Source organism: Nonomuraea composti, assembly GCF_012034275.1.
In the GTDB taxonomy this organism is placed as follows: Bacteria; Actinomycetota; Actinomycetes; order Streptosporangiales; family Streptosporangiaceae; genus Nonomuraea; species Nonomuraea composti.
Map to the genome: position 1 here is coordinate 12,421 of NZ_JAATEP010000007.1, position 13,726 is coordinate 26,146.

14 protein-coding genes are annotated in these 13,726 nt (G+C 73.0%); 5 read left to right on the top strand and 9 right to left on the bottom strand.

Going from position 1 to position 13,726, the window contains the following annotated elements:
* Positions 1-222 precede the first annotated feature (222 nt).
* Positions 223-2,400: an ATP-dependent DNA helicase RecG gene (recG, locus tag HCN51_RS11845; protein ID WP_168009648.1), complete on the bottom strand. Its 2,178-nt coding sequence runs from the start codon at positions 2,398-2,400 to the stop codon at positions 223-225.
* A gap of 106 nt (positions 2,401-2,506) precedes the next feature.
* Complete coding sequence (locus HCN51_RS11850; RefSeq protein WP_168009650.1) at positions 2,507-4,051, bottom strand: DAK2 domain-containing protein; 1,545 nt, start codon at positions 4,049-4,051, stop codon at positions 2,507-2,509.
* A 202-nt stretch (positions 4,052-4,253) separates the two neighbouring features.
* Between HCN51_RS11850 and rpmB the strand changes: the two genes are divergently transcribed.
* On the top strand, positions 4,254-4,439 hold the full coding sequence (rpmB, locus tag HCN51_RS59350) for a 50S ribosomal protein L28 (protein ID WP_049556934.1): 186 nt from the start codon (positions 4,254-4,256) through the stop codon (positions 4,437-4,439).
* A gap of 128 nt (positions 4,440-4,567) precedes the next feature.
* Here rpmB and HCN51_RS11860 read toward each other — a convergent pair whose 3' ends face one another.
* Together HCN51_RS11860 and HCN51_RS11865 are read right to left on the bottom strand one after the other, a co-directional pair.
* Positions 4,568-6,352 (bottom strand): hypothetical protein, encoded by a 1,785-nt coding sequence (locus HCN51_RS11860; protein WP_168009652.1) that lies wholly within the window; start codon positions 6,350-6,352, stop codon positions 4,568-4,570.
* A 126-nt stretch (positions 6,353-6,478) separates the two neighbouring features.
* Positions 6,479-7,426, bottom strand: coding sequence for a thiamine-phosphate kinase (locus HCN51_RS11865; protein WP_168009925.1), 948 nt, complete (start codon positions 7,424-7,426; stop codon positions 6,479-6,481).
* 68 nt (positions 7,427-7,494) lie between these two features.
* Here HCN51_RS11865 and HCN51_RS11870 point away from each other — a divergent pair, with 68 nt between their 5' ends.
* Positions 7,495-7,728 (top strand): Lrp/AsnC family transcriptional regulator, encoded by a 234-nt coding sequence (locus HCN51_RS11870; RefSeq protein WP_080047540.1) that lies wholly within the window; start codon positions 7,495-7,497, stop codon positions 7,726-7,728.
* A gap of 13 nt (positions 7,729-7,741) precedes the next feature.
* Positions 7,742-8,173, top strand: coding sequence for a DUF3515 family protein (locus tag HCN51_RS11875; protein WP_168009654.1), 432 nt, complete (start codon positions 7,742-7,744; stop codon positions 8,171-8,173).
* Here the strand turns inward: HCN51_RS11875 and HCN51_RS11880 are convergent.
* The 3 genes from HCN51_RS11880 to HCN51_RS11890 all read right to left on the bottom strand — a co-directional run bounded on the left by HCN51_RS11880 (position 8,156) and on the right by HCN51_RS11890 (position 11,040).
* The gene (locus tag HCN51_RS11880; RefSeq protein ID WP_168009656.1) at positions 8,156-9,250 is read right to left on the bottom strand and encodes a D-alanine--D-alanine ligase family protein; all 1,095 of its coding nucleotides are present in this window, start codon (positions 9,248-9,250) and stop codon (positions 8,156-8,158) included. The genes HCN51_RS11875 and HCN51_RS11880 overlap by 18 nt on opposite strands.
* 64 nt (positions 9,251-9,314) lie before the next feature.
* Positions 9,315-10,325: an NAD(P)H-dependent glycerol-3-phosphate dehydrogenase gene (locus tag HCN51_RS11885; RefSeq protein WP_168009658.1), complete on the bottom strand. Its 1,011-nt coding sequence runs from the start codon at positions 10,323-10,325 to the stop codon at positions 9,315-9,317.
* 4 nt (positions 10,326-10,329) lie between these two features.
* Positions 10,330-11,040, bottom strand: coding sequence for a lysophospholipid acyltransferase family protein (locus tag HCN51_RS11890; protein ID WP_080045545.1), 711 nt, complete (start codon positions 11,038-11,040; stop codon positions 10,330-10,332).
* An 80-nt stretch (positions 11,041-11,120) separates the two neighbouring features.
* Here HCN51_RS11890 and cofC point away from each other — a divergent pair, with 80 nt between their 5' ends.
* Positions 11,121-11,774: a 2-phospho-L-lactate guanylyltransferase gene (cofC, locus tag HCN51_RS11895; RefSeq protein WP_168009660.1), complete on the top strand. Its 654-nt coding sequence runs from the start codon at positions 11,121-11,123 to the stop codon at positions 11,772-11,774.
* Here the strand turns inward: cofC and HCN51_RS11900 are convergent.
* Complete coding sequence (locus tag HCN51_RS11900) at positions 11,758-13,029, bottom strand: MFS transporter (protein ID WP_168009662.1); 1,272 nt, start codon at positions 13,027-13,029, stop codon at positions 11,758-11,760. The genes cofC and HCN51_RS11900 overlap by 17 nt on opposite strands.
* A gap of 52 nt (positions 13,030-13,081) precedes the next feature.
* Here HCN51_RS11900 and HCN51_RS11905 point away from each other — a divergent pair, with 52 nt between their 5' ends.
* Positions 13,082-13,300, top strand: coding sequence for a hypothetical protein (locus tag HCN51_RS11905; RefSeq protein WP_080045542.1), 219 nt, complete (start codon positions 13,082-13,084; stop codon positions 13,298-13,300).
* 55 nt (positions 13,301-13,355) lie between these two features.
* On the opposite strand, the gene HCN51_RS11910 is transcribed toward HCN51_RS11905, so the two are convergent.
* Positions 13,356-13,655: an HU family DNA-binding protein gene (locus HCN51_RS11910; protein WP_080045541.1), complete on the bottom strand. Its 300-nt coding sequence runs from the start codon at positions 13,653-13,655 to the stop codon at positions 13,356-13,358.
* Positions 13,656-13,726: the final 71 nt, after the last annotated feature.

The window sequence follows — 13,726 nt, forward strand, 5'->3', positions numbered from 1 at the left end:
AGGTCACCGCCACCCGCCGCACGCCTTGCGCCGAGCCCCGCCGCACACCGTGCCGCCGCACCGGCGCCCGAACCCAGCGGGAACTCAGCCCCGTGCGGCGCTCTCGCCCCGAAACGCCATCTCACCGCACCGGCGTGCCCCCGGCACGTGACGCGGCCCCGGCGTGGCGGTGGGGCGTGCGGCGACGGCGCACCCCGCCTTCCGACGCTCTCCAGCCGCCCGTCAGGTCTTCTCCAGGTACTCCGCTCGTTCGTCCGCCAGCAGTCGCTCGATCTCCGCGCGCAGCCCCTCGTGCCGTACCAGCTCAGGGTCCGATTCCAGCAGGGCCGCCGCTTCCTCGCGGGCCGTGGTGATGACGTCCTCGTCCCTGAGGAGTTGCAGGAGCTTGAGCGACGACCGCTTGCCCGACTGCGCGGCCCCCAGGACGTCGCCTTCCCGGCGCTGTTCCAAGTCGACGCGCGACAGTTCGAAGCCGTCGAGGGTGGCGGCCACGGCGTCGAGGCGGGCACGGGCGGGGGTGCCTTCGGGGAAGTCGGAGACCAGGAGGCAGAGGCCGGGCAGGCCGCCGCGGCCGACGCGGCCGCGGAGCTGGTGGAGCTGGGAGACGCCGAAGCGGTCGGCGTCCATGATGATCATGACGGAGGAGTTGGGGACGTCGACGCCGACCTCGATGACGGTCGTGGCCACGAGGACGTCGAGCTCGCCCCGCGTGAACGCGCGCATGATCGCGTCCTTCTCCTCGGGCGGGAGCTTGCCGTGCAGGGTGGCGACGCGCAGGTCGTGGAAGGGGCCCTGGGTGAGCAGCTCGGCCACGTCGAGGACGGCCAGCGGCGGCCGGCGCTCGTCGTCGGAAGACGCCCCCGCGAGGTCTCCCTCGTCGCCCTCCAGGTCGCCGATGCGCGGGCACACGATGTACGCCTGCCGCCCCAGCGCCACCTCCTCCCTGACCCGCTGCCAGGTGCGTTCGAGGTAGTGGGGCTTCTCGGCGGCGGGGACGACGTGGGTGGTGATGGGGGCGCGGCCGGAGGGGAGCTGGGAGAGCGTGGAGACCTCGAGGTCGCCGAAGACGGTCATGGCGACCGTGCGCGGGATCGGGGTGGCGGTCATGACCAGCACGTGCGGACGCCCGCCGCCCGCCTTCTCGCGCAGCGCGTCACGCTGCTCCACCCCGAACCGGTGCTGCTCGTCGACCACGACGAGCCCCAGGTCGGCGAACTGGACGTGCTCCTGGAGCAGCGCGTGCGTGCCGACGACGATGCCGGCCGTGCCGGAGGCGGCGTCGAGCAGGGCGGCGCGGCGGGCGGCGGCGCCCATGGAGCCGGTCAGCAGCGTGACGGCCGTGCCGCCGAACATGCCGCCCTGTGCCAGGTCGCCGAGCATGTTCGTGATCGAGCGGTGGTGCTGCTGGGCCAGCACCTCGGTGGGCGCCAGCAGGGCCGCCTGCCCGCCGGCGTCGACGACCTGGAGCATCGCGCGCAGCGCCACGACCGTCTTGCCGGCGCCGACCTCGCCCTGCAGCAGCCGGTGCATGGGGTGCTCGCGCGCCAGGTCGGCGGCGATCTCCTCGCCCACCTGGGCCTGGCCTTCGGTGAGCGAGAACGGCAGGCGCGTGTCGAAGTCGGCCAGCAGCCCGTCGGGGCGGCGCGGCCTGGGCTTGGCGGGCCAGGCGGTGGCGGCCTGGCGCCGCTGGAGCAGCACGGCCTGCAGCACGAACGCCTCGTCGAACTTCAGCCGCGCCCGCGCCCGCCCGATCTCCGCGAAGTCCTTCGGCCGGTGGATGGCGACCAGTGCCTCGCCGAGGTCCTGGAGCCCGTGGCGGGCGCGCAGGCTCGCGGGCAGCGGGTCGTCGAGCGGGCCGAGGGTGTCGAGCACCATGCCGATGGCGCGCCTGATCGCCCACGGCGTCAGGTCTTTGCCCGCCGGGTAGATCGGCACCGGCGCCGCCGCGAACTCCTCCGCGCTCGCCTCGCCCTCCTCGAACAGCTCGAACTCGGGGTGCGCGAGCTGCCAGCGCGGGTTCGTACGGGAGCCGAACAGGCCCACCTTGCCGGCGAACATCCCGCGCCGGCCCGGCTTGAGCCGCGACTCGGCCACGTGCGAGCCCTTGCCGAAGAACGACAGGTAGATCCGGCTGCCGTTGCCGTCGACGACCTCGACCTCCAGCCACGTGCCGCCGCGGTTGCGCATGGGCTTGCGCATCAGCCGGGTCACCTCGCCGACCACGGTGACGTGCTCGTCGACCTCCAGCGCGTCGAGCGAGGTCAGCTCGCCGCGTTCGGCGTAGCGGCGCGGGTAGTGGCGCAGCAGGTCGCCGACCGTCTCCAGGCCGAGCACACTGTGCAGCAGCTTGGCGGTCTTCGGGTCGAGCGCCTTCGTCAGAGGCTCGTCGAAACGGCTCACGGCAATAAGTTCTACCGCTTGCCGCCGACAGGAATCCTCAGCCGGCACACGGTCACGGCCGTTCGACCCCGATCAAGGCCCACGCGACCACCGCCAAGGCCCCCGGTCACTCCACGCCGATCAAAAGCGGGTAGCCGCCCTGCTCCCCGTCGTACACCACCAGGTCCACCTCCGGCCGCGTGCGCTTGAGGTGCGCCTCCAGGCGGCCGGTCAGCCCCTCCGGCGCCTGCCTGCCCGTGACCAGCGTGACCAGCTCGCCCCCGCCCGCCAGCATCCGGTCCACGACGGCGGTGGCCATGTCCTCGACGGACTCGCCGATGAGCGCCACGTCGCCGTCGATCATGCCGAGGACGTCGCCGGGCCGGCACACCCCGGCGCTGGTGAACGCCGTCCTGTCGGCGACGGTCACGTGCCCGTAGCGGGTGTGCCCGGCCGCGTCGGTCATCGCCACCACGTCGTCGTCGAAGCGCCGCAGCGGGTCGTGCACGGCCAGTGCCGCGAGCCCCTGCACGGTGGCCTTCGTGGGCAGCACGCTGACGGTCACGCCGTCCTGGCGGGCGATCTCCGCGGCGGCGGCGGCGACGGAGCGGACGCCGTCGTCGTTCGGCAGGACGGCGACCTCGCTGCCGGCCTGCCTGATCGCGCTCAGCACGGCGGGCAGGGCGGGCCGGGTGCCGGGCTCGCGCCGCACCACGACGGCGCCGCACTCCTCGAACAGCGCGGCGATCCCGTCGCCCGCCGCGACCGCGACGACGCCGCGGCCCGCGCCGTCGCGCCGGTCGCTCTCCGCCAGGTACGTGATGCGGATCCGGTGCGGCCGGCCCGCCCTGATCCCGGCCTCGACGGCCGGCCCTGCCTCGGGGACGTGGACGTGGACGTTCCACAGCCCGTCGCCGCCCACGACGACCAGGGACTCGCCCATCGCGTCGAGCTGCTCGCGCAGGGCCGCCACGGCCCGGTCGTCGGCCTCCAGCAGGTACATCACCTCGTAGCCCGCCCCCACCTCGCCCATCGGCGACACCCGGGAGGTGGGCTCGGGCACGTCGTAGTGGCCGGCGGAGGTGCCGCCGATCACTTCGGCGAGGGTCTCCAGCATGATCGTCGCCCCGGCGCCGCCGGCGTCCACGACGCCGCTGCGGGCGAGCACGTCGAGCTGGCCGGTCGTGCGGCGCAGCGCCGCGCGGGCCTCCCCCGCGGCCTGCCTGGCCACCTCGTACGGCTCCCCCTCCAGCCCCTGTACGGCCCGCGCCGCCGACTCCAGCACGGTCAGCACCGTGCCCTCGACCGGCCTGGAGACGGCCTCCCTGGCGAGCACGGCCGCCCTGAGCAGCCCGGCCCGCAGGTCGGGGCCGTCCTTGAGCACTTCTGCGAGGCCGCGCAGCGCCTGGCTGACGATCACGCCCGAGTTGCCGCGCGCGCCGACCAGCGCCCCGTACGAGAGCGTCTGCCACATCACGGCCGGCTCGACGTCGTCGGGCAGCGACTCGACGGCCTCGGCGGCGGACAGCAGGGTCAGGTGCAGGTTGGTGCCGGTGTCGCCGTCGGCCACGGGGAACACGTTGAGCGCGTCGATCTCCGTGCGCACCTGGCCGAGCGCGTCGGCGGTCAGGCGGGCCCAGCGTCGTACGGCTGGAGGGTCGAGGATCTTCATGTGCGCCTCCCGACCGGCCCGTATGCGCTACCGTTGTCCGAGGAGAATATCGCCGCTCGGGACCTGGTCCAGATGCTCTGGTTCGCGCCCATCGGCGTGGATCAGATATTCTCGTCTGGCTGGCCGGTTGTCCCGGCATGCCCTCCGCCCGTGGAATGCATCAGCGGACAGGGCTACATCGACTGTTTTAAGGAGCGATACCGTGGCTTCCGTCTGCGATGTCTGCCGCAAGGGGCCGACCTTCGGCAACAACGTGTCCCACTCGCACCGCCGCACCCGCCGTCGTTGGAACCCCAACATCCAGACGGTTCGCGCGGTCATCGGCGGCACGCCGAAGAAGCTGAACGTGTGCACGTCGTGCATCAAGGCGGGCAAGGTCACCCGCTAGTCCCGCACGTCCGCGAAGGCCCGCCTCTCCCGTCGAGGGAGCTGCGGGCCTTCGTCATGCCCTGGCCCGGCCCAAGAAAAAGGGGGGCTCTGGACGGTCGTCCAGAGCCCCCCTTTTCTTGCCGTGTGTCAGGTGACGACGCACTCCCCGGCGACCAGGCCGCAGTTCTGCGCCTCGGAGCCACGGCCCGTGGCCGTGAACGTGACCTCGACCGACTCCCCGGCCGCGAGCGGCACCGTCAGGTCCAGGATCAGCAGGTCGCCGTCCTGCGTCCATTCGGCGCCGTCCACGTCGGTGACGCGGCCGTCCACGGGGACGGAGACGGTGGGGTTCTCCAGCGTCTGGGGAGAGGTGTTCGACAGCGTCAGGTCCGCCGAGTACGTGGCGAGGCGCTGCTTGATCGTCTGCTTGACGTTGACCGAGCCGGCGTTGCCGCCCGTCGAGCCGACCGAGCCCGTGAACGTGGGCGCGGGCGTGCTGCCGCCGGGCGTGCCGGCGCCCGTGTCGGTGTGGGTGTCGTCCAGCGTCGAGACCTCGTCGCTCGGGGTCTCCGACACGCTCTCCTCGACCGGCGGGTCCTCCGTCTCCTCGTCCTTCGGCTCCGCCGGCTTCTTCGTCCTGCTCTTGCTCGGCGACGGCGTGGGCGTCGTGGTCACGCGCTGCGGCGTGCGGACGTTGGAGGAGGCGGTCGGCGTCGGGGTCTCGGCGGGCTCGCTGTCCTCGGCGGCCTCCTCCGCGGGCTCCTCGTCCGTCGGGGCCTCGGAGTCCTCCTCGGCGGGCTCGGAGACCGCGGGGCCCGGCGCGCTGCTCGTGACCTGTACGGCGGCGCAGGTCGCGCCCTCGCACTTGCCCGGCTCGCCGGACGAGCTCATGAACTTGACGCCCGCCACGGTGCCGCCGAGCACGACGGCCACGGCGGCCACGGACAGCAGCGCCACCCGGCCCTTGCCGGGTCCTGACGGGGCGGCCAGCACGTCGTCGCCGCCACCGCCGCCACCGGCGCCGCGGCCCTGCTTGCGGCGGCCACGGCGGCCCCGGGGCTCGTCGTCGTCCGGCCGGCCGGGGTCGTTGGACCAGCCGGCGTCGAGGAAGCCGGTCTCGGCGCTGGCCCAGGCGGGGGTCAGCGCGGCCGTGGGCTCGCCGGCCACCTTGATGTCGCCGGGCTCGGGCGGGCCGCTGTAGACGCTGGTGGGGCCGGACGGCGCGTCGAACCTGGCCGTACCCTCAGGGTCGGCCGCCCCGAACGGCCCGGTCCCCTCTCCAGGACGGCCGAAGGGCGGCTGGCCATCTCCATGACGCCCGGCGCCGGGATGGCCGGGGGCAGGGGCGCCCATACGGTCTGGAGGCCCGTCGAAGAACGCCGTGCGCTCGGCGGGCACGTCGAAGAAGCTCGTGCGCTCGGCGGCGGCGTCCAGCGGGCCGGGCCGGTCAAAGGGGTTCGAGCCGGGCGCACCAGGCGCAGGCGCACCAGGCGCGCCGAAGACGGCCGTCCCCTCGGGCCCGTTCGCGGGGAAGTCGCCGGTCGAAGGCCCGGAGAAGTCGCCACGCCCGCCCTGCTGGTCCCACTCGGGCGGCCGCGCGAAGGCGCCGGTCGTCTCGAACGGACCGGCTTCGTCCTCCTTCGGCCCTCTGGGGGGCGGGAAGGCACCCGCGGGGTCGTTGGCAGGGGGGAGGCCACCGGCGAGGTCGTTGGGCAGCGCGAAGGCTCCGGTGGTCTCGAACGGCTCCGGCTGCGGCCCACGCGGTGGCGGCGCGTCGGTGCGCCGCGGCATGGGGGCCCACTGCCCCGTGACCTCCGGCCGGTCCGGCAGCGACGGCCAGCCCGGCGGCTCGGCCTGCTCGTCAGGACCCCAGAATGCGCTGTTCCCCCGTTCGTCCCCGTCGTCGGATCCACCTGTGCCGTGGCGGCCCATGGCTGCCCTTTCTTTCCGGTTACAGTGGCCGCCAATCTTCATAACACCTTTACTACGCCGTTGTCACAGCAATCCCACGAGTCCTACCCCAAACTCGGAAAATTTCACTTAAATCGGGACAGATAATCACCCAAAGTGATCCCACCCGCGACGCCCGATTTCGCGCCCGTGCACCAGCACGCCCTCCCCCTCGGACACCCGGCCCACCACGTGCCACCCGTCCGGCAGCCGCACCTCCGCCGGGAACGCCGCCGCCAGAGCGTGATCCTCACCACCCGCGAGCACCCACTCCAGGGGGTCGGCCCCCAGCTCCTTGGCCGCCGCCACCACCGGCTCGCCCACGGGGAACGCCTCGGGGTCCAGCTCCACGCGTACGCCGCTGGCCTCGGCGACGTGCCCGAGGTCCTGCAGCAGCCCGTCGCTGACGTCGAGCATGGCGCTGGCTCCCAGCTCGGCCGCCAGCGGCCCCATCGCGTACGGCGGGCTCGGCGCGCGGTGCCCGGCCACGGCCTCGGCCAGCAGGGGCGTGTCGGCGGGCACCCCGGCCTCCAGCAGCGCCCATCCGGCGGCGGCGTACCCGAGCCGGCCCGCCACCGCCACCACGTGCCCGGGCCGGGCACCGGAGCGCAGCACGGGGGCCCGCCCGCCCAGGTCGCCCAGCGCGGTCACCCCGATGACGACCAGGTCGCAGCGGGTGACGTCGCCGCCGGCCACGCTCGCGCCGACGGTCGCGCACTCGTCGGCGAAGCCGTCGGTGAGCGCGTCGAGCCAGGTCAGGGGCAGGTCAGCGGGCAGGCCGAGCCCGACGACGAGCGAGGTGGGGGTGGCGCCCATGGCGGCCACGTCCGCGAGGTTCTGGGCGGCGGCCTTGCGGCCCACGTCGTAGCCGGAGGACCAGTCGCGGCGGAAGTGGCGGCCTTCGAGCAGCAGGTCGGTCGAGACGGCCACACGCCCGTCGGGCGCGGCGATGACGGCGGCGTCGTCACCCGGGCCGAGCATTACCGCCGCACCTTGGGGCAGACGGGTGGTAATACGATTTACTACACCGAACTCGCCGAGATCTCCGACTGTGATGACGCACCTCCTGACGCACACAGGGTACGGTGGGCGTTCGGCGTGATCCAATCGCCCGGGAGGACGTGATGGTGCAGGCCTACATCCTTATCCAGACCGAGGTCGGCAAGGCCGCCGCCGTGGCCCGCGAGATCTCCGGGATTCCCGGGGTCACTCAAGCGGAAGACGTGACGGGGCCCTACGACGTGATCGTTCGTGCGGAAGCGAGAAACGTCGATGAGCTGGGCAAGCTCGTCGTCGCCCAGATCCAGGCCGTGAGCGGGATCACGCGTACGCTGACGTGTCCCATCGTTCACATTTGAAGGTAGTCGTCGCATGCGTGCCGCCGCCGTCCTGCTCGTTCTCCTGACACTCGCCGGTTGCGGCGGCACCGTACAGGTCGAACCGCCCACCCCTGAGGGCGAGGCGGTGGCGGCCTGCGACAAGCTGGCCACCCTGCTGCCCCAGACCCTCGACGGCGACGAACGCGGCACGTCCGCGCCCGAGTCGCCGTACGTGGCCGTCTGGGGCTCGGGGACGATCGCGTTGCGCTGCGGCGTGCCCCGGCCGGCCAGGATGGCGCCCACCGACACGCTCCAGGAGATCGGCGGCGTGGGCTGGTTCGCCGATCCCGACAAGCCGGCGCTGTTCACGGCCGTGACCGACCCGGCCTACGTGGAGGTCACGGTCGGCGGCGAGCACGTGGCCGCCGAAGTGCTGGCCGACCTGTCCGGGCCGATCGGGCGACTGTCACCGCAGGCCGGGTGAGCGCGAGAGCGCGAGCTGGATGAGCCGCTCCACCAGCGCCGGGTACGACAGCCCCGAAGCCGCCCAGAGCTGCGGCGCCACCGACAACGACGTGAACCCCGGCATCGTGTTGATCTCGTTGAAGATCAGCTTGCCGTCGGCCGTGTAGAAGAAGTCGACCCGCGCGAGCCCCTCGCACTCCAGCGCCTCGAACGCGCGCACCGCCATCGCCCGCAGCTCCTCCGCCGTCTCCTGCGGGATGTCGGCGGGCACGGTCAGCGACATCTGGTCGGGGTAGTACTTCGCCTCGAAGTCGAAGAACTCCTGCCCGCCCTCGACCCGCACCTCGCCGGGCAGCGACGCGGCGGCCGGCTCGTCGCCGAGCGACTGCAGCACCGCGCACTCGATCTCGCGGCCGACGATCGCGGCCTCGACCAGCACCTTAGGGTCGTGCTGGCGGGCGAACTCGACCGCCGACTCCAGCTCGGCCCGGTCGGACGCCTTGGAGATGCCCTGCGAGGAGCCCGCCCTGGCCGGCTTGACGAACACCGGGTAGCCCAGCTCCTCGGCCTCCTTGAGCACCTGCTCGCGGTTGAGCCGCCAGTCGCGGTCGCGGATGACGACGTACGGGCCGGTCGGCAGCCCGGCGGCGGCGATCACCGTCTTCATGTACGCCTTGTCCATGCCGACGGCGCTGGCCAGCACGCCGGAGCCGACGTAGCGCACCCCCGCCATCTCCAGCAGCCCCTGGATCGTGCCGTCCTCGGCGTAAGGCCCGTGCATGACGGGGAAGACGACGTCGACGGAGCCGAGCTCGACGGGGATGGCGCCGGGGTCGTAGGCGACCAGCGAGCCGGAGCCCGAGGGCAGCGCGAGCGCCGCGCCCGTGGTGTCGACGATCGGCAGCTCGCCGTCCTCGATGGCGAACCGCTGGTCGGAAGCGGCCAGCACCCACCTGCCGTCCTGGGCGATCCCGATCGGGATCACTTCGTACTTGCTCCTGTCGATCGCATCCAGCACGCTGCCCGCGCCCATCAGGGACACGGCGTGCTCGGAATTGCGGCCTCCGAAAACGACGGCGACGCGTGGCTTGCTCATGGTGTCCGAATCTACCGGGGTGTCCCTGTCACAGCGAGCCGAGCACGCCGTATTCAGGTCATTCTCACACGCCGTACCGCTCCGGCTTGGGCGAGCGGGACATGAGGAGCATGCCGGCCTCCGACGGCGACATGCCGTCGTGGACGACGCCGACGACCACTTCGGTGATCGGCATCTCGACGTCGTGCTTCCTGGCCAGCTCCAGCACCGACTCGCAGGACTTCACGCCTTCCGCGGTCTGCTTGGTGACGGCGACGACCTCGGCGAGCGTCATGCCGCGGCCCAGGTTCTCGCCGAACGTGCGGTTGCGCGACAGCGGCGACGTGCACGTGGCGACGAGGTCGCCCATGCCGGCCAGGCCCGCGAACGTGTGCGCGTCGGCCCCGAGCGCCGCCCCCAGGCGGGAGATCTCGGCCAGGCCCCTGGTGATGAGCATGGCGCTGACGTTGTCGCCCATGCCCATGCCGGCGGAGACGCCGACGGCCAGGGCGATGACGTTCTTCACCGCGCCGCCCAGCTCGACCCCGATCACGTCGGGGTTGGTGTAGGGGCGGAACCACGGCGGCAGGTGGCAGATCGCCTGCAGCCGCTCGGCCACCGACAGGTCCGTGCAGGCCACGACGGTGGCGGCGGGCTGGCGGGCGGCGATCTCGGGCACCAGGTTCGGGCCGGAGACGACCGCGACGCGCTCCTCAGGCACCCCGACCACCTCGCGGATGACCTCGCTCATCCGCTTCGTGGTGCCCACCTCGATGCCCTTCATCAGGCTGACGAGCACCGCCCGCTCGGGGATCAGGTCGCGCCAGGCGGTCAGGTTGGCGCGCAACGTCTGGGACGGTACGGCGAGCACGACGAACTCGGCCCCGTCGAGCGCCTCGGCGGGATCGGTCGTGGCCCGCAGCCCGGCCGGCAACGTCACGCCGGGCAGGTAGTCGGCGTTGGCGTGGTCGCGGTTGATCGCGTCGACCACCTCCTGCCTGCGGCCCCACAGCGTCGTCTCGCTGCCGGCCTCCGCCAGGACCATCGCGAACGTGGTGCCCCACGAGCCCGCGCCGAAAACGGCCACCTTCGTCATTCGATCACCGTCCGGCCGGGTCGTAGGGAGTCGCCGGCGCCTTCTCGCCGCGCAGCTCGGCGAGCTGCACGGTGATCGCGGCCATGATGTCGGCCGTGGCCTCGCGCAGCACGTCGGCGTGCATCGGCTTGCCCGCGTACTTGGACAGGTCCACAGGCGGCCCCACGCTGACGCGGAACGTCTTGCGCGGGAACAACCTGGGCTTCTTCTCACCGTACGGCAGCAGCTCCTGTGCTCCCCAGTGCGCCACCGGGATGACGGTCGCGCCGCTCTCCAGCGCCAGCCGGGCCGCGCCCGTCTTGCCCACCATGGGCCACAGGTCCGGATCGCGGGTGCAGGTGCCCTCCGGGTAGAACAGGATCGCGCACCCGTCGTCGAGCCGCTGCGCGGAGATGCGCAGCGACTTGGCCGCCTCGCTGCTGCCCCGCTCGACCGGGATCGCCAGCAGCCCCGTCACGGCGCGCCCCAGGAACGGCACCCTGAACAGTCCCGACTTGGCGAGGATGACCGGCCAGCGGCCGTTGTTGTACAGGAAGTGCGACAGCAGGACGGGGTCGGTCCACGACAGGTGGTTGGCCGCGATGATCACACCACCGGTCCGCGGGATGCGCTCCCCGTGCCGCCAGTCGCGCTTGACCAGGAGCCGCGACAGCGGCTTGACCACGGCGACGGCGAAGCTCTCCCAGAAACGCGACGGTCGCGTGGGGCGGCTCATGCTTCCTCCAACACGGTACGGGGATGCGCCCAAGTCTCCCGGTTGGCCACGCGGGATGTCGAGGCGGGATGCTTAACCCTATGAGCATCCGCTGGTCCTTGGTCATTCCGGTGAAGACGCTGGTCGCGGCGAAGACCCGGCTGGCCGCCGCGACGGGCCCGCACCGCACCCGCCTGGCCGTGGCGGTGGCCAGTGACACCGTGGCGGCGGCGCTGGCGTGCCCGCCGGTCGCGCGGGTGATCGTGGTGACCGCCGACCCGGCCGCCGCCGGGCCGCTGGCCGCGCTGGGCGCCGACGTGGTGCCCGACCCCGACCGGGGCCTGAACACCGCCCTGCGCACGGGGGCCGCCCACGCCGTCCGGGTGGCGCCGGGCGACGCGGTGGGCGCGCTCCAGGCCGACCTGCCCGCCCTGCGGCCGGCCGAGCTGGCGGCGGCGCTGGCGGCGGCGGCCGAGTTCGACCAGTCCTTCGTGCCGGACGCGCTCGACGTCGGCACCACCTTCTACGGGGTACGGCCCGGCACGCCGTTCACGCCCCGCTTCGGCGGGGAGTCGCGGGCCAAGCACCTGTCCGGCGGGGCCAAGGAGCTGTGCGTGCCGGGCATCGACTCGGTGCGGCGCGACGTGGACACCCCCGACGACCTGCGCGCCGCCATCGCGCTGGGCCTGGGGCGGCACACGGCAGCGGTGGTCGCCGAGCTGTGGCCGGACGCCGGCATCACCCCGCCCGCCTGATCGAGGGGGCGGTGACGATCGCGAGGTACGACAGCGCGAGCAGCGCCACCCCCACCGCGAAGACCCCGTAGCCGCCCAGCCACTCCCCCAGCACGCCGCCCGCCAGCCCGCCCAGCGGCGTCGTGCCCCACATCAGGAAGCGCATGCTGGCGTTCACCCGGCCCAGGAGGTGCCCGGGGGTGATGCGCTGCCGGTAGCTGAGCTGGGCCACGTTGAAAACCACCCCGGCGGCGCCCGCCAGGGCCGCGGCGACGGGGAAGAGCAGCAGCCGCCACCCGGGCCCGGTGGCCAGGGCGGGGAGCTGGAGGAGCACGACGAGCGCCGCGGAGCCGTACAGGGTGGGGCCGACTCCATGGCGGCGCGTCACCCGGGCCACCAGCATCGCCCCCGCCAGGGCGCCGACGGCCGACGCCGACAGCAGCAGGCCGTAGGTGGTGGCACTGACGCGCAGGTGCACGACGAGGTAGAGCGGGTGGCCGACGGCGCAGACGCCGAGCGCCACGCGGGTGAGCGCTCCGCCGAGCGCGACCCGGCTCAGCACCGGCTCCCTGATCACGAACGTGACGCCCTCGCGGACGTCGGCCCAGAGCCGCCCTCTCTCCGCCGGCCCGGGCCGCTCGTCCGCCCGCACGCCCGACAGCAGCAGCCCCGAGGCGAGGTAGCCGGCGGCGTCGGCCAGCAGCGCGAACGGGGCGGTCAGCGCGCCCACCAGCCAGCCGCCCGCCGCCGGGCCCGCCAGCACGCTCACCTGCCGGGTCACCTCCAGACGGCCGTTGGCCCGTTCGAGCTGCTCCGGGGGCACGACCGCGGGCAGGAAGCTCATGTGGGCCACGTCGAAGAACACGGCGCCCACGCCGAGCACGAGCGCGACCGCGTACAGGTGCGGCAGGGTGAGCACGCCCAGCCAGGCGGCGGCGGGCACGGTGAGCAGGACCGCGCCCCTGACCAGGTGGGCCCGTACCAGGATGGGGCGGCGGCGCATTCGGTCCACCCAGACGCCGGCGGGCAGGCCGATCAGGAGGAACGCGGCGGCCTGCACGGCCGTCAGGAGGCCGAGCTGGAACGGGCTCGCCCGCAGCGTGAGCACGGCGGTCAGCGGAAGGGCGACGATCGTGACCTGGGTGCCGAAGCCGGAGATGCCGTTCGACCAGACCATGCGCCCGAAGCTGGAGATCCCGTCCGACCGGAGCAGGCGCCCGAAGCCGGAGAGCCCGCCCGACCGCGCCGTGCGCCCGACGCTCCCCCGGGGACCCATGCCGCGATCGTGCGTGCTCGTCCGCACGGGGGCAACCGATTACGCTGGACGCGTGCAAGGGACCGTACGGAGTTTCGACGAGGCCACGCGCTCGGGCACGGTGTTCCTCGACGACGGCAGCGTGCTGGAGTTCGGCACCGCGGCCTTCGACGCGGGGCCGCTGCGGCTGCTGCGCACGGGGCAGCGGGTCAATCTCGGGATGTCCGGCGGGCGTGTCGCCTATGTCACGCTGTCCACGTTTCCGGTGCCCGGCGAATTTCAAAACACGTGACAAACGTCACGCCCGGGCCGGGGCCCGGGCGTGCTGGTTCATCCGTCGGCCGGATTTATTTCTTTTTGCCGATCTTCTTGCCGCCCTCGTTCACCAGATCCTTGAAATCGGATCCGGGACGGAACTTGGGCGCCCAGCTCTCCGCGACGTTGATTTCCGCGCCGGTCGACGGGTTGCGTGCCGTGCGAGCGGGCTTGTTCACCATCTCGAACGCGCCGAAGCCCGTGATCGAGACCTTGTCGCCGCTGGCCACGGCTTTCTGGATGGCGTCGATGACCGCGTTGACGGCCTCCGTGGCCGTCTTCCTGTCGCCCACCCGATCCGCGATGGCCTCGACGAGTTCTCGCTTGTTCATGAAAGTCCTGCTCCCCCAGTTACGGCTCGGGGTTCCAGCTCACGACTTCGACGTAGAAACCCCTTACGCGC

What these genes read in the sequence shown, in the direction of transcription:
- HCN51_RS11850 (WP_168009650.1), bottom strand. Translation starts at nt 4,051, where the DNA reads ATGAAGATCCTCGACCCTCCAGCCGTACGACGCTGGGCCCGCCTGACC.
- HCN51_RS11860 (WP_168009652.1), bottom strand. Translation starts at nt 6,352, where the DNA reads ATGGGCCGCCACGGCACAGGTGGATCCGACGACGGGGACGAACGGGGG.
- HCN51_RS11870 (WP_080047540.1), top strand. Translation starts at nt 7,495, where the DNA reads ATGGTGCAGGCCTACATCCTTATCCAGACCGAGGTCGGCAAGGCCGCC.
- HCN51_RS11875 (WP_168009654.1), top strand. Translation starts at nt 7,742, where the DNA reads ATGCGTGCCGCCGCCGTCCTGCTCGTTCTCCTGACACTCGCCGGTTGC.
- HCN51_RS11880 (WP_168009656.1), bottom strand. Translation starts at nt 9,250, where the DNA reads ATGAGCAAGCCACGCGTCGCCGTCGTTTTCGGAGGCCGCAATTCCGAG.
- HCN51_RS11885 (WP_168009658.1), bottom strand. Translation starts at nt 10,325, where the DNA reads ATGACGAAGGTGGCCGTTTTCGGCGCGGGCTCGTGGGGCACCACGTTC.
- HCN51_RS11890 (WP_080045545.1), bottom strand. Translation starts at nt 11,040, where the DNA reads ATGAGCCGCCCCACGCGACCGTCGCGTTTCTGGGAGAGCTTCGCCGTC.
- cofC (WP_168009660.1), top strand. Translation starts at nt 11,121, where the DNA reads ATGAGCATCCGCTGGTCCTTGGTCATTCCGGTGAAGACGCTGGTCGCG.
- HCN51_RS11900 (WP_168009662.1), bottom strand. Translation starts at nt 13,029, where the DNA reads ATGGGTCCCCGGGGGAGCGTCGGGCGCACGGCGCGGTCGGGCGGGCTC.
- HCN51_RS11910 (WP_080045541.1), bottom strand. Translation starts at nt 13,655, where the DNA reads ATGAACAAGCGAGAACTCGTCGAGGCCATCGCGGATCGGGTGGGCGAC.